A 23,435-nucleotide genomic window follows, 5' to 3' on the forward strand; every position below is an offset into this window, starting at 1 on the left:
AGGATTGACCGGCTGGAATAGAGAACGTTGCCTGAGCCGGAACTGAAAAGGCGGACAAGCGTTTGGCGCTTGCAAATCGTAAAATCTGTGGAGGAGGTGCCCCTATGATCCGATTTGAAAACGTAACGAAGGCATTTAAACAGGGGGAAGTAATCAAGGGCCTGAACTTTGAGATTCAGGATGGGGAAATGGTCGTCCTGGTCGGGCCGAGCGGATGCGGGAAAACCACAACGCTGAAAATGATCAATAAACTGACACGCCCCACTTCCGGGAGGATCCTGATCGACGATCAGGATATTGCCCAGCTGGACACTGTGAAACTGCGCAGGAAGATAGGCTATGTCATTCAGAAGACCGGTCTTTTTCCCCATATGACGGTAAAGGATAACATAGAGATCATTTTGCAGATAGAAGGAATGAATGCGGAGAAAAGAGATCACGTCACTTCCGAGATGATGAGAATCGTGGGTATGGACCCGGAGGCTTATCTGTACCGCTACCCCTCGCAGCTGAGCGGCGGCCAGCTGCAGAGAATCGGCGTTGCCAGAGCCTTTGCCTCCGATCCGAAAATCGTTCTGATGGACGAGCCGTTCTCCGCGCTGGACCCGATTACCCGGGCGCAGCTCCAGTCCGAGCTTGTCGGGCTGCAGACCCGGCTGAAAAAGACTGTTGTCTTTGTCACGCACGACATGGACGAAGCGATCAAAATAGCCGACCGCATCTGCATTCTTGACGAAGGGCGCATCATTCAATACGATACTCCGGAAAATATATTGAAGAATCCGGCAAATGACTATATTTCCAGCTTTGTGGGGAAGAAGAGAATCTGGAACACCCCGGAATTGATACGCGTCAGGGATATTATGATGGCGAATCCCGTCAGCTGCACCCCGGATACCGCTCTGGAGGAATGCGCGGAGCTTTTGGGAGCCAACGAAATCAACGCGATGCCGGTTACCGATCCGGAAAAGCGTCTGGTAGGAATCGCGTACGGGACCGATATTCAGAAGCAGGCCGACCGTACGCAGCCGGTCGGAAAAATCATGAAAACGGAATTCCCAACGACGGCTCCCGAAAAAAACCTGCTAGAAATTCTCGCTTATATCCGTGAGTGCCAGCTGGATTTCGTGCCCGTTGTGGACGGGGAGAGCCGCTTGATCGGCCTGATTACATCCAAGAATCTGATGACTGTCTTAAGTCAGCAATTTGTCGATACGGAGGGTGAACGATGACGGAATTTTTTACGAGTTTCTGGAACATCCGCGAACAGGTCCTGTCCCTGCTGCTCGACCATATCCACTTAACGATTCTGTCCGTGGGAATCGCGGTTTTGATCGGTATTCCCGTCGGAATTCTCATCAGTCATTCGCCAAGGCTTGCAAAGCCGGTCCTTGGGATGACGAATATTGTGCAGGCGATCCCCAGCCTTGCCATGCTGGGATTTTTGATTCCGTATCTCGGCATCGGTACGGCTCCTGCCATTTTCTGCGTGGTGATTTATTCCCTGCTGCCAATTGTGAAAAACACCTGTATCGGTTTGAACAATATAGACCCCGACACGCTGGAGGCGGCGAAGGGCATCGGTATGACCCAGGGACAGGTCATGGGAAGGGTCCAGCTCCCGCTTGCTCTCCCTGTGATTATGGCCGGTATCCGTATCGCCGCGGTCAACGCGGTGGGCTTTGTGACCATCGCGGCCTTTATCGGCGCGGGCGGGCTGGGGTATCTGGTCTACTCCGGTATCCAGACCAGCAATACTTATCTGATTCTAAGCGGCGCTATCCCGGCATGCATTCTGGCTCTGGTGGTCGACTTCGTCGTCGGTTTCCTTGAAAAGGTCGTGACCCCGGTCAACCTGATTCATCCGACGGTCGATATGAATAAGGAAAAAGTCCTGCGCCATAAAAGAAAGCGCTGGATCGTTTCCACCGCGGCGCTCGCCGTTATGGTTGCGATCATTATCGGTTCGGTTGCTCCCATCAACAAGGCCGAAGGGAAGGTGATCCATATCGGTTCCAAGAACTTCACCGAACAGCTGATTCTGGGAAATATCTATGCCGATCTGATCGAGGACAAAACGGATATCAAGGTTGTTCGGGATCTGAACCTGGGCAGCACCGACATCTGCTATAACGCGCTGAAAAGCCGTCATATCGACATGTATATCGAGTACACAGGCACCGCTTACGGCAGCCTGCTCAAACAGGGCTTGTCCACCGACAAGCAGCATATTTATACCACCGTTAAGGAGCTGATGGCCAAGCAGGGCATCGAGGTACTGGACCCCATCGGATTCAGCAATTCGTTCGTGCTGGCGGTCCGTCAGGAGACGGCCGACAAATATCGTCTGAATACCATCTCCGACCTGGAAAAAGCCAGCAGCCAGCTGATTTTTTCGCCTACCATCGAATTCAACAACCGACAGGACGGGGTTGCCGCCTTATACGCCGCCTACGATAAGTTGAAATTCAAAGAGTCCTCACCCATGGAGGGCGGGCTGGGCTACCCGGCCATTGCGAGTAAGAAATGCGACGTCCTGACGGCTTACGCCACGGACGGCCTGCTGAAAACCTATCAGCTCAAGGTCCTTGAGGACGACAAAAACGCCCTTCTTTCCTATTATGCTATCCCGATGATCAACGAATCGGTCCTGCTGGAATATCCGGAGCTCAAGGATGTCATTGCCCTGATGACGGGGCTTCTGGATGACGAATCCATGCGGGACCTCAACTACCTTGTCGATCAGGGAGGCCAGTCCCCGGAGGACGTAGCGCTCAACTTCTTAAAGAGCAAAGGACTGCTGTGAAAAATTTGTATAAATAGGGGGGCCGTGGTATAATAAACCGAACTGAAAAACCAGTTGCCGAATGGAAATCCAAATCGACAAGCAGAGGTGCAATATGAAATTAACAACGGAAGAGTTCTTGGAAAACACGGAAATCTGTCCGGTAATAGCGGCAGTCAACAAATGGGAAGCCGTGGAGAAGTGCGGAAGCGTGGATTGCAAGATGGTCAACGTTCTGTTCGGGGATATCTGCACCATTGCCGATATCGTCAAAGAACTGAAGAAAATGGAGAAAATCGTTTTTGTGCATGTTGATCTCATTACGGGCTTCGCCAGCAAAGAGATCTGTGTGGACTTTATCCAGAAATACACGGAGGCCGACGGCATCATCAGTACAAAGCCGTTTCTGATCAAGCGTGCCAATGAGTTGGGCCTGTTCACGATCCAGCGTTTTTTTATGATTGATTTTATTACCTATGCCAATGTGGTCAAGCATGTCCGTGTCACCAATCCGAATGTGGTGGAATTGCTTCCGGCGGGTTTGTCGAAGGTCATCCGGTACCTGTGTGCTGAGATCGACCGTCCCGTGATTGCGGGCGGGCTGATCCTCGACAAGGACGACGTGATCGGCGCGCTCAGCGCAGGGGCGATCGCCATATCCACCACCAATCAGGAAATCTGGCGTGACTGAACACATCCTTTCTTAGAGAGACCGGTTCTGCAAATTGTACAAAAATATGCTAAAAAATTCGCACAAAATAGCATTGACAAACAGAGGTATATTCTTTATACTGAACACAGTTACTAAGAGATGAAGAGAAAGTAGCTTCAACACAGCGTTATGCTGTCTTGAAGCTGCTTTTTTTGTTGCATGAATGTTTATTTTATTTCACGCGTACGGAAAAAAGTATCGGGAACAGTATAGTGTGCAGATATTGCTCGGCGGTGCGGCTCTTCGTCTCACAAACACAATACATAAACAATGGAGGTAAACATTATGAGCTACGATATCAATGATTTTTCTTTGGACTTCTTCAGCCTGAAAGGGAAGAACGCGGTCGTTACCGGCGGCAACAGCGGCCTTGGACAGTGCTTTTCACTGGCGCTGGCAAAGGCGGGCGCAAATGTGTTCGTCGCCAGCTTTCTGGAGGACGACGGAACCACGCAGAAGCTGATTGAGGAAGCCGGCAGCAAGATGGGCTTTATGAAGTGCGACCTTACTGAGAAAGGCGTTCCCGCGAAAGTCATTGAAGCCTGTGTCAACCAGTTCGGCAGCATCGATATTCTGGTAAACTGTGCCGGTATCTGCAAACTGAACGACGTTCTGGACTTCGACCGTGCCGACTGGGATCCGATGATTGCGACCGGCCTTACCGCGGCTTTTGAACTGAGCCATGAGGCCGCCAAATACATGGTCCCGCAGAAGAGCGGCAAGATCATCAACATCTGCTCGCTGTTCTCCTATCTGGGCGGACTCGGCTCCCCGGCCTATGCCGCTATGAAGCACGGTATTGCGGGCCTGACAAAAGCGTATGCGGACGAGCTCGGCAAATACAATATTCAGGTTACCGGTATTGCCCCCGGCTACTACGCAACCAACATCACCGTGGAAACCCGCAGCAACCCTGTTACCAACCAGAGAGTGCTTGACCATATTCCGGCCAACCGCTGGGGTGAAAGACAGGATCTGATGGGAACCGCCGTGTTCCTCGCCAGCCATGCGTCCGACTATGTTACCGGCACGCTGCTTGTTGTCGACGGCGGCTACCTGGTTCGCTGATTGACCGGTTTTTATAGCGCGGTGGGGAGAGGGTTTTCTCCCCGCCCCAATACTATCCGAAAGGCAGTAGAGGTTTGGTATGAGTAAAAAATACATTTTAGCCGTCGACGGCGGTTCTCAGAGTTCTAAAATCGTAATTTTTGATCTGGAAGGGAATATTGTCTGCGAAGAGAAAGAAAACCTCAGGCCGGTCAATCTGCCGTCGCCGGGGATCGTAGAGCATCCCGACGACGATCTGTGGGATTCCATTGCGGTTGCCAGCAAAAAGACGCTGGCGAAATTTGACGGCGACGTCAAGGACATCATGGCGGTCGGGCTTTGCACCATCCGGTTCTGCCGGGCCCTCCTGAAAAAGGACGGTTCCCTGTATTCTCCGGTGATGAGCTGGATGGATCAGCGCGTTTCCCGCGTACATGAACAGGTCAGCGATGAAATCGCCTATGTCACCACTTCCTCCGGTTATATCACTCATCGCTTTACCGGCAATTTTAACGATACGGCCGCCAACTATCAGGGTGTCTGGCCGATGGATACGGACACATGGCAGTGGTATGAGGACGATCAGAAGATTGCCGAATACAATCTTACCCGCGACATGCTGTTTCATCTGCAGATGCCCGGCACGATCCTTGGCTATGTGACGAAGGAAGCCGCCGAGGCGACCGGGATTCCGGAAGGGCTTCCGGTCGTGGCAACCGCGAACGACAAGGCGGTTGAGGCGCTGGGCGCGGGCTGCACCGGCGAAAAGACGGCGCTGATCTCCCTGGGCACCTACATTGCCGCAATGGCTCAGGGCCACGACAATCCAAAGAATACCGTGAATTTCTGGAGCAACTTTGCTTCCGTTCCCAACCAGTACCTGTATGAGAGCAACGGCATCCGCCGCGGCATGTGGACGGTCAGCTGGTTCAAGAACGTACTGGGCGACAGCTACGCGGAGAAAGCTCAATCCATGGGCATGTCCGCGGAAGAGCTGCTGAGCAGGGAAGCGGAAGAGGTCCCCGTCGGAAGCGACGGCCTGATGACCGTTCTCGACTTCCTGGCTCCCGCGGACCAGCCGTTCAAAAAGGGCATCATGATTGGTTTTGACGGGCGCCACGGCCGCGCGCATATGTACCGTTCCATTCTGGAAGGCATTGCCATGACCATGAAGAGCCGTGTGGACGAGATGTGCGAGGAGCTTAACCTTAAGCTGGATAATATCATCATTTCCGGCGGCGGTTCCAACAGCGGTCTGTTCATGCAGATTTTCTCCGATGTTTTCGGGATTCCCGCGTCGCGCAACGTGGTGAACGGTTCCGCGGCGGTCGGCTCGGCAATCTGTGCCGCCGTTGCAGTCGGGGCTTACAAAACCTTTGACGAGGCTGTGGCCCATATGGTGCGCATGCGCGACACCTTCCGGCCCGATCTGCAGAATACCGAGAAATATACGAGAGCGAACGCGGTCTATCGCGACATTACAAAATGTACGGATGACCTCCTGAAGCGCTCCTATGAAATTTTCAGTTAACCGATTTTAACAGACATTGCAGAAATACTGCAGAGCGACTGCAGTATTTCTGCCCATTTTCGGCTAAGCGCGGGGGAACGATATGAAACCTTTGATTCTGATCACGAACGACGATGGAATATATTCTCCGGGTTTGCGCGCGGCGGCGGAAGCGGTTGCCGATTTGGGCGAGCTGCTCATTGTTGCGCCGCATCGCCAGCAGACCAGCATGGGCCGCGCTTTTCCCCGCACGGAAGACCTGGGGATCATTGAAACGACCACCCTGATGATTCGCGGAGTGCGGACAAAAGCCTACGCCGTGCACGGGTCGCCCGCCTACGCGGTGGCTCATGCCGTGCTGGAGCTTGCAAACCGCAAACCGGATTTGTGCGTCAGCGGTATCAATTACGGGGAAAACCTCGGCACCATTGTTACCTGCAGCGGAACCTTGGGCGCCGCGTTTGAAGCGAATTCCCATGAAATTCCCGCCATTGCATCCTCCCTGCAAATCCCGCTGCAGCTGCAGAGAAAAACGGATTACAGTCCGGCGGACTGGAGCGCTGCGGCGGAAATCACCGGAAGAGCGGCGCAGTCCGTGCTGAAAGACGGCATGCCCAACAAAGCCACCGTCCTGAATATCAATATTCCCGACCAGCTGCGGGATGCGGAACATTATCATATTACGCGGCAGAGCCATCAGAACTATTTCTGTTTCATACGGCCGGGGGAGCGGGATTTTTCAAAGAGATTTGAACTGAAATCCCGGCTGTCCGTCAATATGGATACCCTGGAGCCGGACAGCGATATCTATGCCGTTTACATAGATAAGGCAATTTCCATTACGCCAATGACCTGGAATATGACAGCGGTTTAAAAGAATCCGGAGAAGAAGACAGTCACACAGCAGGAACGCGGCAATTTTCATTTATAAAGGCTTTGTCCAACAGTTGAGGAATGCAAAACGGGAAATGATGATTGAGGCGGCGATAAACCGCCTCTTTTTTTATACATTCCCGATTTGGTATTTTTTTCCTGAAAGCTCTTTTCCGGAAAGTATATTGATGAAAGGTTGAAAAGTAGAATGTTTCATTTCTTTAAACGTTCCGCAACAATTCGGGAAGAATCTCACAAATCAGTTAAAAAATCCAGTTTGAAGAAAAAGCTCAGCATCATTTTTGCCATTGTGATTGCAGTTCCTTTTGCAGTGATGTCCCTGTTTATACTGCCCAACCAGATTCAGTCGCAGTACGTCGAGTCCAGCAGCCAGCAGCTGAAGCTGGCCGATAAGAACATGGAGACCTTTTTTTCAGAGATCCAGTACAATCTTGACTATATGGCGCCGGCAAGCCTGATGAAAGCGTCGAAGGGGCATCTGACCAGCTATGTGAACAAAGGGGAAAACGACGACAGGGTGCTCCGGTCGTCCAAAGCGGGCGGGATGGAGCAGGAAATTTTCCAGTCCTTCGACTCCTTCCGCCAGGCGCATCCCTATGTCACCTATGTCTATTACGGGCTGGAAAGCAAGGAATATATGCAGAGCCCGGAGGGCGGGGCAGTAGTGCCGAACTACGACCCCACACAGCGGCTTTTTTACACGACTGCGATTACGGGCAAAGGGAAATATGTGTATACGGAGCCGTACGAGAACGACGGCAATATTATCTTGGGCCTGGTCAAGGCGGTATACGACGGCAATGATCTTCTGGGCGTTTCCGGAATTGACGTCAACCTGAATTCCATGACGGAAATGCTCAATCAGGTGAAGATCGGAAAGAGTGGATACCTGATCCTCGTCCATCAGAACGGAACCGTTATTTCCGACTCCATGGACAAGGAGCATAACCTAAAGAAAATCGAAGAGCTGAAAATTACGGGATTGGAGAATGCGGGGAAGATAACCGATGGGGTAAAGAGCACCGGATTGGACGGGGAGAAATTCCTTACCAATGTTTACACCTCTCCCAATACGGGCTGGAAGGTCATAGCGATGATTCCCCAAAAGGAGATTGACGCCGCGACCTTCAGCGTTTCCACCGCCGTGCTTTTGATTGCATTCCTGACTTTGCTGATCGGCTTGGCTGCCGTATGGAAATTTACGGACGCGATCCAGATTCCGCTGAAAAAACTCAGCCAGCGGCTGGAGCTGCTTTCCCGCGGCGACCTTCACTCCGAAGTTCCCTCCGTCAAAACAAAGGACGACGTCGGGGTCTTGGCAAATTCCCTTTTTTACACGGTAGAGAATATGAAGAATTATATTGCGGAAATTGATGCCGCGCTGGGGAACATTGCGAACGGACAGCTTGATTTTGAGCTCAGGCAGGAATTCCTGGGCGATTTCGTTTCCATCAAAGCCTCCATTCAAAAGATCACGGATTCTCTGAACGGTACCCTGACGGAGATCAGCCGCTCCGCGGCGCAGGTGGATTCCAGCTCTGCCCAGATCGCCAACGGGGCGCAGGCATTGGCGCAGGGCGCGACGGAGCAGGCAAGTTCCGTCGAAGAGCTTGCGGCCACGGTTACCGAAATTTCCACCCATGTCAAACAGAATGCGGAGCACGCTGCCGAGGCAAATAAAAATGTAAGCCTTGTCCGAACCGAAATAGAAGCCAGTAACCGGCATATGGATGAAATGGTGTCTGCGATGGCTCAGATCGATGAATCCTCCGGGGAAATCGGGAAAATCATCAAAACCATTGAGGATATCGCTTTCCAGACCAATATCCTCGCTTTGAACGCGGCTGTTGAGGCGGCGAGAGCGGGGGCCGCGGGAAAGGGCTTTGCCGTTGTGGCGGACGAGGTCCGTAATCTGGCGAGCAAAAGCGCGCAGGCGGCGAAAAACACCACCGCTTTGATCGAAAATTCCACAAGGCAGGTGGAGAATGGGACGAAAATCGCGGACCAGACCGCGAAAGCCCTTCTTCAGGTGGTCGAGAGCGTAGAATCCGTTTCAGATGCCGTTGCGCAGATCACAGAGGCGTCAAGCCGTCAGGCGGAGTCCATCAGTCAGGTGACACAGGGCGCCGATCAAATCGCCGCGGTGGTTCAGACCAACTCGGCGACTGCGGAGGAAAATGCCGCCGCCAGCGAGGAGCTTTCCACGCAGGTGCAGATCATGCGGTCGCTTGTCGGAAAATTCCGCTTAAAGAAGGGGACGGATTAAAATCTGTCCGGTCGGTTTACGGCAGTCACCCTGAAGAAGCAAATGCATTGAAAGTCGTTTAATTTTATCAAAAGCAGGCAGAGTGGTCCACTCTGCCTGCTTTGCTGATTTTTCGGGAAGGGTTTGCTTGTCAACAGCTTTCCCGCTATTTACTTTCGGAATTTATGAAACAGACGGCGGCTTATGGAATATCCTGATATTGATCCATTCTTTTCAATTGAGGTGATCGCATGCAAACGGTTATTATCAGATTCTTTGATAAAAAAGTTGGATACAGAGCCGCGAATTTTCTCAGAGGCTTAGGATATCAGGTGAATTCCGTCGGACGGACCTATTGGAACAGCTTTTATCCGTTTGCTTCGTGTCTCATCCTGGAAATCAATTATGAAGAATAACAGCTGTTAATGAAAGCAGCTGTTCCCGGGGAAGCAGGCGCCGTCTCCCAGATCGGATTCAATCCGCAGCAGCTGGTTGTATTTTGAGACACGCTCGCTGCGGCTCGGGGCGCCGGTCTTAATCTGACCCGCGTTCAGCGCGACCGCCAGATCGGCAATGGTGGTGTCTTCCGTTTCGCCCGAGCGGTGGGAGATGATCGCCGTATAGCCGGCTTTATGCGCCATCTTCACGGCGTCCATTGTTTCTGTCAGGGAGCCGATCTGATTCAGCTTAATCAGGATGGAATTTGCGCAGTGCAGATTGATCCCTTTCTTCAGCCTTTCCGTATTGGTAACGAACAGATCGTCGCCGACAAGCTGAACCGAATCGCCCAGCTCCGCCGTCAGCTTTTCCCAGCCCTGCCAGTCGTCCTCGCCCAGCGGGTCTTCAATGGAGCGGATCGGGTATTTCTGGCTCAGGTTCTTCCAGTACGCGATGAGCTGGTCCGTCGTATAGGAGGTATGGTGCTTCGGAAGCAGGTAGCCGCTGCCGGACTTCCACTCGCTGGAGGCGGCGTCGATCGCGAGAACAAAATCTGTAGAGGGCTGGTAGCCCGCTTTTCTGATCGCTTCCAGAATCAGTTCGATCGCTTCTTCGTCCGTATCGAGGTTGGGCGCATAGCCGCCCTCGTCGCCGACGGAGGTGGACAACCCTCTTTCCTTCAGGATGGAAGCAAGCTTATGGAACACTTCCGCGCACCAGCGCAGCCCTTCCCGGAAAGACGGCGCCCCTACAGGCATAATCATGAACTCCTGAATGTCCACGTTGTTTGCCGCGTGCGCTCCGCCGTTCAGTATGTTCATCATGGGGACGGGGAGAGTGTCGGCGTTTACGCCGCCGATAAAACGGTACAGCGGCAGATGGAGCGCGTTTGCCGCCGCTCTTGCCGCCGCAAGGGAAACCGCCAGAATGGCGTTTGCCCCCAGCTTGGACTTCTCTTTCGTGCCGTCAAGCTCAAGCAGCTTTTGGTCAATGGCCGCGGTCCGGGTGCTGTCCCATCCGCTGAGAGCGTCGTTTATGATTGTATTGATATGATCGACCGCTTTCAAGACGCCTTTTCCGCCGTAGCGGGCAGAATCCCCGTCGCGAAGCTCAAGGGCCTCAAACGAGCCTGTGGACGCTCCGCTCGGGACAGAACCCGTTCCCACGGTGCCGTCGTTCAGCGTTACAACCGCCTCAACCGTTGGATTGCCTCTGGAATCCAGAATTTCTCTTGCAACAATATTTTTAATACGATAGTCAGACATATTGATTGCCCCCTTATGGTTTTTTCATCTCAGTTAGCGAAAACTAACTGCCTTTCATTAAAAATATCACAATTTACTGAAAATGTCAATTGACGGATCCGAAATCTTCCGGTTTTTTCTGTTAAAAAAGATTAAAAAATTGGATGTTGCAGCCGGAAAAAATCGCTCGTTCCAAAGGGGCGGAAATTGTTAACATTTGGCATATTAACTTGATAATTGCCAGTTTTTAGGGTATAATCGAACCAGTAATGTCAACGGATGCCAGAGCTGATTTGATGATAAGGCAGCGCGTGTATTTTATAGGAAGGAAAAATCCTTCCCTGTCGGGGCTTGCTGCCGGTCTGTATTATAAATACTACATAATTGGAGTGAATGAATTGAAAAGTCTGAAAAAGCGGATTGCAGCGGGAGCGGTTTCGCTGATCTGTGCCGCGGGTGTTATGATAACCCCGCCGCCGGCTGTTTCCGTAGCGGCTGCTGCGACCGCACAAACAACGGATTATTTGAATCTGCGCGAAGGCGCGGGTGTGGATAAAAAAGTGATTCTGACACTCAGCAAAGGAGTCACCGTCACGGTTCTTGACTCCTCCAATGCGACATGGGCGAAGGTGCAAACCTCCGGCGGCAAACAGGGGTACTGCAGCAAGCAGTATCTCAGTATCTCCGGTGCCGCTTCCAATTCCGGGTCTTCGTCTTCTGGGACGACCGCGGTCACCACGGCGTCTTTAAATATGCGCGAGGGTGCGGGTACCGCCAGCAAAATTATCGTTACCCTTCCGAAGGGGACTTCCGTCAAGGTGATCGACAGCTCCAATCCTTCCTGGCTGAAGGTGCAGACGACGGACGGAAAACAGGGGTATTGCAGTAAGGAATTTTTGAACGTGTCCTCCTCGTCCGGCTCCGGTACAACGACAAATACGGGCTCCGCCAATACCGGTTCCACTGCGTCGTCGGCTTCTGCACTGACTACGGACTATCTTAACCTGCGTGAGGGCGCGGGTACCAATTATAAGGTAATACTGACCATCAGCAAGGGAACGACCGTAAAGGTGCTGGACAACTCCAACGCCCAGTGGGCAAAGGTGGAGACCTCCAGCGGCAAACAGGGGTACTGCAGCAAACAGTATCTGAAAATCGGCACTTCCACCGGAACGAATACGAATACCAATACCCCTCCTTCCACGGGAACGGGAACCACCACCACTGTTACGGGGGTAACCAATTCTTCCCTGAATGTGCGCAGCGGTGCGGGAACTACCTACGGGATCGTTGTCACGCTGGCAAAAGGCGTTACTGTTACGGTAACGGATAATTCCAATTCCGTCTGGGCAAAAATCAAAACTTCAGATGGGAAAGAAGGCTATTGCAGCAAGCAGTATTTGAATATCAGTACTTCCACAGGAACGAACACGAATACCAATACCCCGCCCTCCACGGGAACCACCGGCACTGCCACGGCGGTGACGACCGCTTCCCTGAATGTACGCAGCGGCGCGGGGACCGGCTACAGCGTTGTTGTTACGCTGGCCAAGGGCGTTACCGTAACGGTAACGGATAATTCCAATGCATCGTGGGCGAAGATCAAGACTTCCGATGGGAAGGAAGGCTATTGCAGCAAGGAATTCCTGAATATCTCCACCACACAGACCGGAACGGACAACAATAACGGCACGGATACCAATACGAACCCCGGAACAGATACCGGTACCGGGGATAATACAGGCTCCGATTCCCACACCGTTACGGGTGCGAGCGTAACGGCCGATATGCTGCGGCTAAGAGAATCGCCCGATACAAGCGCTAAAATCCTGGCAAACCTGCCAAAGGGGACGAGCCTGACGGTACTGGACACTTCCAATTCGGCCTGGACCAAGGTGCAGACCGCCAGCGGGGTTGCGGGTTATGTCAGCTCGGAGTACATTCAGCTGCATTATTCCGACGACGTAACGAACACTACCGCGCTTTCGCTTTCCACCACAGCCCAGAGCATCCCGGTAGGGAAGACGCTGTATATTCAGGCCAGCATTTCCCCGAGCGGGACCTATATCAGCTGGACAAGCAGCAATCCGAATGTCGCCACGGTTTCAAACGGATATGTCTGTGCCGTTTCCAACGGTACCGCCGTGATCACGGCCAAATCGGGAACCTATACGGCGACCTGCAATGTCACCGTGACGGATGCGGAACCGGTAAAGACCGCGTTTGCATCTCCGAATATTGCGAGTACGGGCGCGACGGTAACGCTGACCGCGGTAACCGATACCACACGCGACGGCGTGCAGTTCGTCATTACGATGCCGGACGGCAGCAAAAAGGCACTGAACGCCGATTCCTGTACGGATGAGTCCAAACAAAACACCTATACGAAAAAATGGACGGCCACGACGACCTTCAGCGCGGCGGGAACCTATTCCTTTACCGCTTATTCCTCGCTGAACGGAAGCATGAGTTCTACGGGCTACACCACCAACGCGTATATTTCCAACCAGCAGGATTTCGTTACGACTTCCAGCGAGGAGCGCAGGGCCAGCGACCAGATGATTTCTCTGATTGCCAAATGGGAGGGCTACAGCTCGACCGTGTACGCCGACCAGCTGACGTCCAATCAGGTGCCTACGATTGGGTATGGCTGTACCTTCGGGGCAAACGCGATTTTCTACAACAATATGACGGAGACGGAGGCATGGTCGCTTCTGGTCAATAAGATCAATAATTCCTCTTACACAACCGAACTGAATAAAATGATTCAGAACAATCATTTCCTGATGAGCCAGAATCAGGCCGACTGCTTAATCAGCTTTGCCTATAATGTCGGCGCGGGCTACTTCAACAGCAGCGCGGAGATGGATTTCAGAAGGATCATGAAAAACGCGGTGGTCCCGCCGGCGCTCTTCTCCGGGGAAACGCTTTCGGCGACTGTGACAAAGGATACTATCGTCAGGGATCAGCCCAGTATCAGCGGGAACGAGGTCTGCAGTGTGCTGTCGGGCACTTCGCTCAATGTAACCGAATGCAACTTCGCCAACACGAAGGATGGCTGGTATAAGGTACAGCTTTCCAGTGGAAGCACCGGCTGGGTCAATTCCGGATACATCAACCTGTCCAACTCCGATTCCCTGACCCATGACCTAAATTACACTAACGCCAACGCGTTCGGCTCCGACCTGATCCGCTGGAATCAGGCGGGCGGCAAGTTCTATGCCGGCCTGTTCTACAGAAGGCTCGGCGAAGCGAACGTATATAACTACGGCGATTATGAAGCGGTGAAGTTCAACCGTTACAATTACACTTATCCCAACGCGGCGGCGGGGCTGAGCTAAAGGTTGGGAACGGACTCCCCCAGTCAGGCTGCGCCACAAGTTAAGGCCCACTCTTTGAGTGGGCCTTAACTGTATATTTTGGTCGGAATACGCTTGCGACGGGGGAGAGAACAAGCAGCTCTTTTGTCCCCGTACCCCCGTCAATGAAAACCACAGCGGTATCCTATCTCCTAAAGACACCTTGGGGATACCTGGGGGTGCAGGGGGATTTTATGGAACCCTCCCGCCGGGAATTAAAAATCCCCCTGCGCGTCCTTTGCCTACTTTCGGACAAGAGCGAAAGTAGGGGCCCGCCCGGCCTGAGGGCGAGCTAATGAACCGACGGCAGACTTGTCGGTCGGGAAAGGTCCACGTCCGGTGTGACAGAAGGAGTGGGAAAGCTTGCGGGAAAAGGACTCTTCCCGTCAGTCTTCGACTGGCAGCCGTCAATTCCAAATTAGACCGATTAGGAGTAACGCCGCAGGCGCTTCCCGACCGGCAGGTCCGCGCCCGGCGCGACGAAAGGAGTTACACTGCAACGCGGAAAAGCGCCCGCGGACATTGTCCGTGGGCGCTTTATAAATGAAGTAAATATGCTTAGGAATAGAATTACTGTAAGAGTTTCAGAACGTTCTGAGGCTGTGTATTTGCCTGAGCAAGCATGGACTGAGCGGCCTGAGCAAGAACGTTGTTCTTGGTCATTTCCATCATCTCAGCAGCCATGTCAACGTCACGGATACGGCTCTCAGCGGAAGTCAGGTTCTCGCTGGTGGTACCCAGGTTGTTCACAGTGTGCTCAAGTCTGTTCTGCAGTGCGCCAAGGTCGGCTCTTGTGCCGGAAACCGTGTTGATAGCGGCTTCGATGGTCGCAATAGCGTCTTTAGCATCATCCTGAGTTTTAACGGAAATAGCACTGAGCCCCAAGCCAGCGGTACTCATATCGCCAATTGCAAGAGAAACCTGCTGATCTTCGGAAGCGCTCGCGCCGATTTGGAGACGGAGTGCATCACCGGCACCTAAAACGCCTTTGCCGTCGACTACTGTCAATGCAGTACCATTAAGCACATCAGCACCATCACCGATTGAACCACTACCTGCACCGAAAGCTCTTACCAAATCGGTGCCGCTGTAAGAACCGGTAAAGTCAACCGTAAATCCATCAATTTTTGCGCCTTCCAGCATCTTATTAATATCAGTTGCGGTATAGGTTTTATCCTGAATCAAATCCAAGGAAACAGCACCGGCGGTATTCGTTACACCATTTGCGCTACCCGCCGCGACAGAATTAAAATCAATTGTCGAAATGCCGGTTTTTCCAGTTCCAGTTGCAACTATTTTAAAACCGTCTTTAATTTGAGCCTTAGAAGCTGCATTCAGTTCTGCTTTAGATGCCGTTTCGACAGTAAAGCTGTTTGCAGCTCCGGCAGCTGCAGTTCCGGAAACTGTAGAGATATCGCCGTCAGTTAAAGTTACTTTTAAGTTAGATACTCCATCCGGTTTTGTACCAGTTGCATTTTTAATCAGTTCGTTAATAGCGTCTTCAGAGTAAGTAGCACCAGCGTCTGCACCGCCCAATGTAATAGTTAATTTTCCATCAGAGCCCCATGCAGCACCAGATGTACCACCATCGGCAGTGGAGACAATGTCGATTTGCGTTCCAACCGGAGCTCCGGTGAAAATAATTTCCCCTGCGCCATTGCTATTACCAGCAGCATTCGCCGCAAAGGCATCTGTGTCAAGAGCTGAAGCATTTGTTGCTGCGTTTTTTCCGCTTGCACCCAAAGAACCATCCAACAGGTTGATCTTGTTGAAGTTGGTGGAAGTGGAAATTCTGTCTATTTCTTTTGTTAAAGCTTCAACTTCCTTGCTGATGTTCTCACGGTCAACGTCGTTCTGGTAAGTACCGTTAGAGGACTGAGTGGCCAGCTCTTTCATTCTCTGCAGAATGGAAGCAGTCTCATTCAGAGCGCCTTCAGCGGTCTGTACAAGGGAGATACCGTCATTTGCGTTGTTTTCGGCTTGATCTAGTCCACGGATCTGGCTTCTCATTTTCTCGGAAATCGCAAGGCCTGCAGCGTCGTCGGCAGCGCTGTTGATGCGGTAGCCGGAAGACAGCTTCTCAAGGTTTTTGCTGACGGCGTTGTTGTTGCTGGCCAGCATTCTGTTTGCATTTAAGGCTGCAATATTGTGTTGAATACGCATAATTTTTTTCCTCCTGAATTTTGTTTAGTACGTGCGGCAAAAAGCCGGTCACGCCTTTTTGAAAGAACGTCCATGTTCTTTGCTGTGCGGTTGGATCTCTGCCCCGACGGGCCCTGTCGCGGCAGAAAAAAGATGCGATTGTAAATTTTTGCTTACAACTGATATTTCGGTATGAATCTGGAAAAGTTTAGGGTATTTTGCAGAATTTCGAAAAAAATGCTTGTTTTTTGAAAAGAATATACTTAATATTTATTTCAGCAGTTTTTTCAGCTGATCAAGAGCCTGCTTTTTAGGCGCCACGCTGGCTTCCTCATTCATGGCGCGGGTTTCCCAAAGCTCTTTGCGGATGATCGGAATTTCCTTTGGCGCGTTGATGCAGATTTTGACGCGGTCGCCGCTGATTTCGGATACAATAATTTCAATGTTGTCTCCAATGATAATGGATTCGGAGACTTTTCGGCTGATGACGAGCATCGGAAACGCCTCCTATCTTTTGTCGCTGAATAATGGATAGCGGATGGGATAATCTGAATTTTCCAAAATAATCTGTTTCGCCTTTTTGGTGTTGACATCGATCACGATCGGCGCTTTCAGGTTAATGACGGATTCGCTCAAATTCGGTTTGATGACCGCCACTGCCAGAACACAGAGGTTTTCCGCGTCCGTTTCTCCGAAATAATCCAGCTCCGACTGGGGGAAAACAGGACTGTAGTCATTGACGATCGGGTAGGGGTCCACCACCACAAAGGAGGGAATGTCGCTGTGGGCGGCCTGCAGGCTCCAGATAATCCCATTTTCCTCTTCATGGTACAGAAGATATTCCTTGATATCCTCAAAGCCTAAGATCCCTTCTTCAAAATAAATGATATTTTGAACTCCGGTTTCCGTGTTCTGTAATTCTGCCTGATTCGTGTCCATAATTTCCTCCTTGTTAGCTGTCAGAAAAAACAGCCTCCCGAAGGGGGCTGTATCCATTTTGTATTATGCGGTCACATTCATCTTCGGCGGCTGATAGTCAGGGCTGGCCGACGGAGGAACGTACTGGGGCTTGCCCAGATATTTGAATTCCACACGGGCGTATTCCTTCACGACAAATTCAACGCTTGCGGGGGTGAATTTCAGCTTCGGCCTGTTTTTCGACAGCCACTCGTAATTCTGCCTGTCCGTTTCGTATTGAACGGAAAGACTCTGCGTGTCCCAGTCAAAATCGGCAGGGTAAGCAGGAATCCCGATTGTGCTTTGAATGGTAGGCTGAATATGCTGAAAAGCAAGGGAGCTCAATGTACTTGTGCTGCTTTGTGTCTCCATTAGCGATTTCTCTTCCTTTGCAAGATCGGCGGTGCCGCTCATGGACATCAGAATCTGATCTTCGTAGGAAACCTGGTCGGTTTGGTTTTGCGCGGCGGTTGATCTTGCTTTGTATTTGTACTCATGCGTATCGAAATACAGCCTGGACGTGTAAGGGGTTAAATCCGTAAAATCCACAATCCCCTGCTGGGAAAAAGTGTCGTCGGATATTTCCAGTTTCGCATTGTGGACTTTCATTTCAAAAGAAATGGGAACATGAATGATATCCAAAAGCTGTTCCATTTTAACTCACCTCGCCTGCTGCGTGATTACTAATCCATAAAGTCCAAAAAGGTCGGCTGAAGAATCTGTGAGCCTACCTTTAAAGCGGCGTTGTAGGAAGACTGCTGATAGAGCTGTGCCGTAACGGCTTCTTCAAAATCAATATATTCGGTGCTGTCGATTTTTTCAAGGACTTTATCGCCGATGGATGTCAGGTTAGTCAGTGTTGTCGAAAGAAAAGTGGATTTTGAACCGTATTCTGAAATTTTGTCGATCACAGCGTCGCTCTGGTCGTTGAAATTGTCCAGAAGGGGCTTTATTTCATCGTAAGAATAAGTAAAATTAGAGGCATTTTCTCCGCCGTCAAGCTTGTCGGCGATCTGCCCGAGAAGGGTGTAAAGATTGTTGGAAATGCCGCTTTCCGTACCGTCCGATGTACCATAGCCAATAATCGATATGCCGGGTATAGCGGAGTTATAGACGCTCTGGCTGTTGATTGCCGTGCTTCCGCTTTCCGTATTGAGCCCCAGACCGATGTTGATAAAGGTCTGCTCATTGGCAAGCTTCTTCAGGCCTTCCGACCCGATGGTATCCGTCGCCGTGGCTGTCTGGGCCGAAGTGTCTACCGGGCAGTTCATATCGCCTGAGATTGCAGCTTTTGAAAGATCGAAAGTCACAGAGGGATTATCCGAGGCGGACAGGGGAGAGGAACCTTTCAGCGCCGTGAGGATATCGCTGTTTTTCGCACCGGTCGGCAGAGTGACAGTTAATGTTTTAGAAGAGGTGTCCGCCGAAACGGAAGGAGTGGCTCCATCCGCGGTGTTCACCTGAATTTTGTAGCCGTTAAACTGCGTATCGCCCAGCGTGATCTGTGCTCCGTTATAGCTAAGAGTGGAGCCTGCTTCAATTTTGCCTGTGTTGACATCGATACCGCGATACAACAGATTCCCACTTTCGCCGACGGAAAAAGGAGGGTCGTTGGTATCGGCGCCGCCAAAAAGGTATCCGTCGCCGAACTGGGTGTTCATTTGTGTTAAAATGGTTTGCTGATACCCGCGGAGCGTTTTCGCAATTGCACTCCGTCCGGTGTCGGAAGTGGTGTCGCTGATGGCCTGAAGGCACTCGCCCGACCCCGCCTCTGTCAGGACCTTTTTGACGCTCAGAAAGGTGGAATTTGCGGTTGTGAGCTTATCCGCCGCATCGTTCAGCTCGCTCTGATAGCTTTGGTTCCTCAGATATTCGCGCCGGAGCGCGAATGCCTTGGAAGCCGAAAACGGGTCTTCCGACGCTTTGTCGAACTTTCGCAGCGTCAATTCCTGCTGGTTCGCCGCGTTCAGTGCATTCAGTGAGCGATTAAGGTTTGTGTTATATTGCTTCATGACCATTCCCATGGTGATTCTCATAGCTTCCGTCCTCCTTTTAAACCGTGGGGATTATCTTCCTACTATTCCCATTTTACTGATGATCGTATCCAGCGCCTCGTCCAGAGTCGTCATAAACCGGGAAGAAGCGGTGAGAGACTGGTTGTACATAATCAGGTTGATGCCTTCCTCGTTGATGTCAACAGAGGATACGGAGGCTCTCTGTGTGTCGATTTCCGTAAGAGTGGAATTATAGGTAGTGTTCTGCCGGTTGATGTCGCTTTTTTGCAGGGCGAGCACAGAAACCGATAAGTCCGATATAAAGGAATCGATCGATGTGGTGAACAGGGTCGTGCCTCCCGTGTTGTCGGCATTGGTCGTGTAAGTTTTGTCTTTGCCAAGCTGGGTGATCATGTAAAGCACGTTGTCGCCTTTGCTGGAAGTATCCACGTCGCCCGTCTGCTTGGTGGCGGTGATATAAGAGCTGGTCGCGGTGCTCCACGCGGTGGAAATACTGATGTTCCCAGCGGTGATACCGGCGGTAGATGTGCCGTCCGTGGTGGTAAACAGCGGCTTGTTGTAATCTCCGCTTGCATTTGTACTGTTGGCTTGGTTCATCGTGTCCGCGAAATCCACGGCGAGCTTGTCCAGCATCTTCTCATAATAGCCGAGGCCGCGTTCCGCGGAGGCGGAGTCGAATTCTCCGCTTTCGTTCAGCATGGAAAGATATCCGCCGAACGCTCCTTCCGTCAGGTCCGCATTGGTCATAACGACGGGGTTGCCGGTGCCGTCAACAATGGGGTTTCCGTCCGAATCCATTGCTTGTACCTGGTTTCCGGTGGTAGCGTTGGTCAGCGCCATGGTGACGTAGCCCGTGCCGCTGTCCGTTGTCATGCTGAACTCGCTGTAATCCCCGTTCGCCACCAGACTGAATTTCTGATCGCCGGACACAAGGTCGATATGCAGTTCCGAGACCGACCGTCCGGAGCCGACATCCACAGTTTCTGTAGAAACCTCAATATTGGCGTACTTTGACAGCTCGTCGATCATGGTATTGCGCTGGTCGGTCAGTTCCAGCGCGGAGGTGCCGGAAATTTCCGAGCTTTTGATTTCCTGATTCAGGTGCGCTATATTTTTTAAGAGATTATTTACTTTTGTAATCGCGTCATCCTGCAAAGACTTTGTCTGCTCTTTCCGGATTTTCGACAGCTGCTGGGATGCGCTGTTGAACGCCTTGGTCAGAAGCATGGCAGAGTTCTTGACGATGTTCTCGCTGGAATAGGTGGGGGAAGACGCGAGCGTATTCAGCTGTGTGATCAGGTCCGAAAACTGTGCACTGAGTCCGTCCTTAGAGGATTCGTCGAAAATATCCTCAAGGTCGCTCAGGGTATCCAGCTGAACGTCAGTTTTGCCCACATAGGCATGTTCCGCACGGTAGCGGATATCCAGATAGGGGTCCCTGATCTGACTGGTCCCGCTGCAGTACACGCCGTTGCCGACGGCAAGGTTGCCGCCCGAATAACGCATGTTGCTGCCGGTCGGCCCGACCGAATAGGAGTCCACCCGCTGCCTTGTGTAGCCTGTGGTATTTACATTGGTCATATTCTGGCCGGTTATCTGCAGATTGGCCCGGGCTGCCTGAATTCCGCTTTTGGCAATATAGAACCCGGAAAAAGTTGACGACATGGGAATACCTCCTTAAACCTTTTTGGACAGAATGCTTGGGGGAGTGGATCCCTCTTCCGCTTTTGAGGAGTATATCCGTTGCAGTTCGGGATTGTTTTTCAGTTTACCGATATCTTTTTCGACTCTGTGCAGTTTTAACTCGGTGAGCTGGTTGCAGCGAAGGTTTATTTCCTTCAGATTCAGCGTCACCTGTGAGAGTTCGTCAAAAATGCTTTTTGCCTGCGGCTGAAGGGAAGGCTCGAACATCGGGATCAGCTGCCGGAAGGTCGACTCTGGGCTCCCGGTTTTTGCGACCAGCTTGTCACGCTCCAATTCAAGCCCCCTGGCCTTGAGCATGAACGCCTCTTCTTTTCTGACGTGCGCGTCCAGGGTCGTAACGTTGTTGTTTGCTAAATCGTTGTATTTTTCAGATTCAATCTCCAGAAAGCTTTTATAAAAATTCAGGTAATCGCGAAGGAATTTCAGCAGTTTTTCTGCAAGCTCTTTGTCTATCATTCTCTCTGTTCACCCGCCCTTTGATTTTTTGCATCTGTTTTGTATATTCATTCGTTATTGTCCGTCAAAAGTATTTTCGCAATTTCCACAGGGTTTACGGCATACTGCCTGACATTCAGCTGTTCCTTGATTCTGCTGATGGCTTCCGTATCCTTGTCTCCATTTATTTCCGCGATGATTTTATCTTTGGTTTCCGAAAGAAACTGACTGTTATTTGAAAGGCGCGCAGCGTCTTGCGATATTTCAATTTTATCCATCTTGGAAGCATTTACCGCCTTATTCAGATTGCCGGAAAACGCCGGCCCGGCCGCTGTGCCGTCGATGTCGGCCTTGCCCGGCTGTTTGGCGGGATATTGGCTGGTTATATAATTGAAATTATGGTCAGCACTATTAATAATCATCAATACTCACCTCTGCAGAAATTATCGGCATGTTTTATCAAATATTTAGAAAAAAAAGCTTAATTTATAAATACTTTTTTAGTATATTTATCATTGCATGATTATGAAATAAAAAATACAATCGAAATATTTCGAATTAAGAGAATTTTAAGCGAATTTCAGTTGACTTTTGTCATTATTTGCATATATAATTAGGTAAAATATATGATATAAAACAATTATTATTGTTTATAAGTTTGGTCACGAATTTATATCTTTGAAATTATTTACTGAATATTCAGAGAAATTCGTGACCGCACTTTAATGACTTTAATGAATGAAAGAAGGGATTGCTTTGGATTGGTTTAACAGTGTTTCCGCCGCGTTATTGAACAAGGACCTGGACGGCCTGTGGACGAGGCAGCGGGAAATCTCCGACAACATATCCAACATTGAAACACCGGGGTATAAGAGTAAGTCCGTCAGCTTTGAGGACCAGCTGAAAAATCTGATGGCCGAGGGCGGCGAAAACAGCGGCGATCTGATCAGCCGGATTGAAAGCACAACGCCGCAGACCAGCGTATCGGATGACGAATCCTTACGGCTGGACGGAAATAACGTGGACGCGGAAAAAGAGAATATAGAGCTGGCGAGGTCGCAGATTAACTATTATTATTCTCTGCGTGAGCTTTCGGATTATTTTTCACGACTGAGATACGCCATTACGGACGGGAAGTCCTGATGGGCTTTCCTAAAATGAAATAGTAGGAGGAATTCGTGTGGCCTTTTTAAATTCGCTGGATATCAGCGGTTCTGCCCTTACTGCGAGCAGGCTTCGCATGGATGTTATTTCTGAGAATATCGCAAACGCCTCCACCACCAAAACGGAAAACGGGGGACCCTACCGCAGAAAAGTCGTCGTTTATGAACCGGCAGAACAAAATTCTTTCCGGCACATTCTTGACAGAAAAATGAGTGAAAATGAATCGGAACAGACACCCAAAGGGGTAAAGGTTTCAGAAATTGCGGAAGATCCCAGCGATTTTACCCCTGTTTATGACCCTACCAATCCGGACGCGAACGAACAGGGCTATGTGATGATGCCGAACGTGGACCCGATCAAGGAAACGCTGGACATGATGTCGGTCACCAGAGCGTACGATGCAAATCTGACCGCCTTTAACGCCGTAAAGGGAATGGCGGTAAAGGCTTTGGAATTGGGGAGGTAACGTAAATTGCAGATAACGCCGATCGAAAAAATCAATTCCATCATTGACCCTGAAAGCTCTGGAAAAGTATCTTCTTCCGGAAATACCGCGGGAGTTCCGTTTCAGGATCTTTTTCAGGATGCTGTCCAGAATGTAAAAACGACCAATGCCGACCTTGACGGAGAGCTTTACAAGCTGACCACCGGCCAGTCCGACAATTTGCATGATATCGCCATTGCGTCTACAAAAGCAACCCTTTCCGTGCAGATGCTGGTTCAGCTCCGCAACAAGGCCCTTGACGCATATAATGAAGTCATGAGGATAAGTGTTTAGGCCAAA

20 protein-coding genes are annotated in these 23,435 nt (G+C 51.0%); 11 read left to right on the top strand and 9 right to left on the bottom strand.

What is annotated here, in order from left to right; genetic code table 11:
- Nucleotides 1–104: 104 nt before the first annotated feature.
- From LY85_RS00240 to LY85_RS00270, 7 genes are all read left to right on the top strand, one after another.
- Complete coding sequence (locus LY85_RS00240; RefSeq protein WP_141825025.1) at nt 105–1,232, top strand: betaine/proline/choline family ABC transporter ATP-binding protein; 1,128 nt, start codon at nt 105–107, stop codon at nt 1,230–1,232.
- Complete coding sequence (locus LY85_RS00245; RefSeq protein ID WP_141825026.1) at nt 1,229–2,806, top strand: ABC transporter permease/substrate-binding protein; 1,578 nt, start codon at nt 1,229–1,231, stop codon at nt 2,804–2,806. The genes LY85_RS00240 and LY85_RS00245 overlap by 4 nt, the downstream gene beginning before the upstream one ends.
- Before the next feature lie 94 nt (nt 2,807–2,900).
- Nucleotides 2,901–3,476, top strand: coding sequence for a glycerol-3-phosphate responsive antiterminator (locus tag LY85_RS00250; RefSeq protein WP_038323706.1), 576 nt, complete (start codon nt 2,901–2,903; stop codon nt 3,474–3,476).
- Nucleotides 3,477–3,782: 306 nt separating this feature from the next.
- Entirely contained in the window at nt 3,783–4,565 is a 783-nt protein-coding gene (locus LY85_RS00255) for an SDR family oxidoreductase (RefSeq protein ID WP_038323707.1), read from the top strand.
- 79 nt (nt 4,566–4,644) lie between these two features.
- Nucleotides 4,645–6,075: an FGGY-family carbohydrate kinase gene (locus tag LY85_RS00260; RefSeq protein ID WP_141825027.1), complete on the top strand. Its 1,431-nt coding sequence runs from the start codon at nt 4,645–4,647 to the stop codon at nt 6,073–6,075.
- Between the two features lie 82 nt (nt 6,076–6,157).
- On the top strand, nt 6,158–6,928 hold the full coding sequence (gene surE / locus LY85_RS00265) for a 5'/3'-nucleotidase SurE (protein WP_141825028.1): 771 nt from the start codon (nt 6,158–6,160) through the stop codon (nt 6,926–6,928).
- A 276-nt stretch (nt 6,929–7,204) separates the two neighbouring features.
- Nucleotides 7,205–9,214, top strand: coding sequence for a methyl-accepting chemotaxis protein (locus LY85_RS00270; RefSeq protein ID WP_185741052.1), 2,010 nt, complete (start codon nt 7,205–7,207; stop codon nt 9,212–9,214).
- Nucleotides 9,215–9,615: 401 nt separating this feature from the next.
- On the opposite strand, the gene eno is transcribed toward LY85_RS00270, so the two are convergent.
- A complete protein-coding gene (eno, locus tag LY85_RS00275) occupies nt 9,616–10,896 on the bottom strand; it encodes a phosphopyruvate hydratase (protein WP_141825030.1) in 1,281 nt (426 codons plus the stop codon).
- A gap of 377 nt (nt 10,897–11,273) precedes the next feature.
- Between eno and LY85_RS00280 the strand changes: the two genes are divergently transcribed.
- Nucleotides 11,274–14,216, top strand: coding sequence for an SH3 domain-containing protein (locus LY85_RS00280; protein WP_185741053.1), 2,943 nt, complete (start codon nt 11,274–11,276; stop codon nt 14,214–14,216).
- Between the two features lie 588 nt (nt 14,217–14,804).
- Here the strand turns inward: LY85_RS00280 and LY85_RS00285 are convergent.
- From LY85_RS00285 to LY85_RS00320, 8 genes are all read right to left on the bottom strand, one after another.
- Nucleotides 14,805–16,397 carry a flagellin gene (locus LY85_RS00285; RefSeq protein ID WP_141825032.1) on the bottom strand — a complete coding sequence of 531 codons (1,593 nt, stop codon included), beginning with the start codon at nt 16,395–16,397 and terminating at the stop codon, nt 14,805–14,807.
- 249 nt (nt 16,398–16,646) lie between these two features.
- Nucleotides 16,647–16,871, bottom strand: a complete 225-nt coding sequence (gene csrA / locus LY85_RS00290; protein ID WP_038323712.1) for a carbon storage regulator CsrA — start codon at nt 16,869–16,871, stop codon at nt 16,647–16,649.
- Between the two features lie 12 nt (nt 16,872–16,883).
- Nucleotides 16,884–17,315 (bottom strand): flagellar assembly protein FliW, encoded by a 432-nt coding sequence (locus LY85_RS00295; RefSeq protein WP_141825033.1) that lies wholly within the window; start codon nt 17,313–17,315, stop codon nt 16,884–16,886.
- 63 nt (nt 17,316–17,378) lie between these two features.
- Complete coding sequence (locus LY85_RS00300; RefSeq protein ID WP_141825034.1) at nt 17,379–17,987, bottom strand: DUF6470 family protein; 609 nt, start codon at nt 17,985–17,987, stop codon at nt 17,379–17,381.
- Between the two features lie 29 nt (nt 17,988–18,016).
- On the bottom strand, nt 18,017–19,369 hold the full coding sequence (locus tag LY85_RS00305) for a flagellar hook-associated protein 3 (protein ID WP_141825035.1): 1,353 nt from the start codon (nt 19,367–19,369) through the stop codon (nt 18,017–18,019).
- Between the two features lie 30 nt (nt 19,370–19,399).
- The gene (gene flgK, locus LY85_RS00310; protein ID WP_141825036.1) at nt 19,400–21,013 is read right to left on the bottom strand and encodes a flagellar hook-associated protein FlgK; all 1,614 of its coding nucleotides are present in this window, start codon (nt 21,011–21,013) and stop codon (nt 19,400–19,402) included.
- A 12-nt stretch (nt 21,014–21,025) separates the two neighbouring features.
- A complete protein-coding gene (flgN, locus tag LY85_RS00315) occupies nt 21,026–21,508 on the bottom strand; it encodes a flagellar export chaperone FlgN (protein ID WP_141825037.1) in 483 nt (160 codons plus the stop codon).
- A 47-nt stretch (nt 21,509–21,555) separates the two neighbouring features.
- On the bottom strand, nt 21,556–21,909 hold the full coding sequence (locus LY85_RS00320; RefSeq protein WP_141825038.1) for a flagellar biosynthesis anti-sigma factor FlgM: 354 nt from the start codon (nt 21,907–21,909) through the stop codon (nt 21,556–21,558).
- Between the two features lie 334 nt (nt 21,910–22,243).
- Here LY85_RS00320 and flgB point away from each other — a divergent pair, with 334 nt between their 5' ends.
- Genes flgB through fliE form a run of 3 tightly spaced genes read left to right on the top strand, consistent with a single transcriptional unit; the run spans nt 22,244 to nt 23,429 of the window.
- Nucleotides 22,244–22,630 (top strand): flagellar basal body rod protein FlgB, encoded by a 387-nt coding sequence (flgB, locus tag LY85_RS00325; RefSeq protein ID WP_038323792.1) that lies wholly within the window; start codon nt 22,244–22,246, stop codon nt 22,628–22,630.
- Nucleotides 22,631–22,667: 37 nt separating this feature from the next.
- Nucleotides 22,668–23,117: a flagellar basal body rod protein FlgC gene (flgC, locus tag LY85_RS00330; protein WP_038323717.1), complete on the top strand. Its 450-nt coding sequence runs from the start codon at nt 22,668–22,670 to the stop codon at nt 23,115–23,117.
- Nucleotides 23,118–23,123: 6 nt separating this feature from the next.
- On the top strand, nt 23,124–23,429 hold the full coding sequence (gene fliE / locus LY85_RS00335; protein WP_243122434.1) for a flagellar hook-basal body complex protein FliE: 306 nt from the start codon (nt 23,124–23,126) through the stop codon (nt 23,427–23,429).
- Nucleotides 23,430–23,435 lie beyond the last annotated feature (6 nt).

Source organism: Clostridium sp. KNHs216 (genome assembly GCF_006714885.1).
In the GTDB taxonomy this organism is placed as follows: domain Bacteria; phylum Bacillota; class Clostridia; order Oscillospirales; family Acutalibacteraceae; genus Caproiciproducens.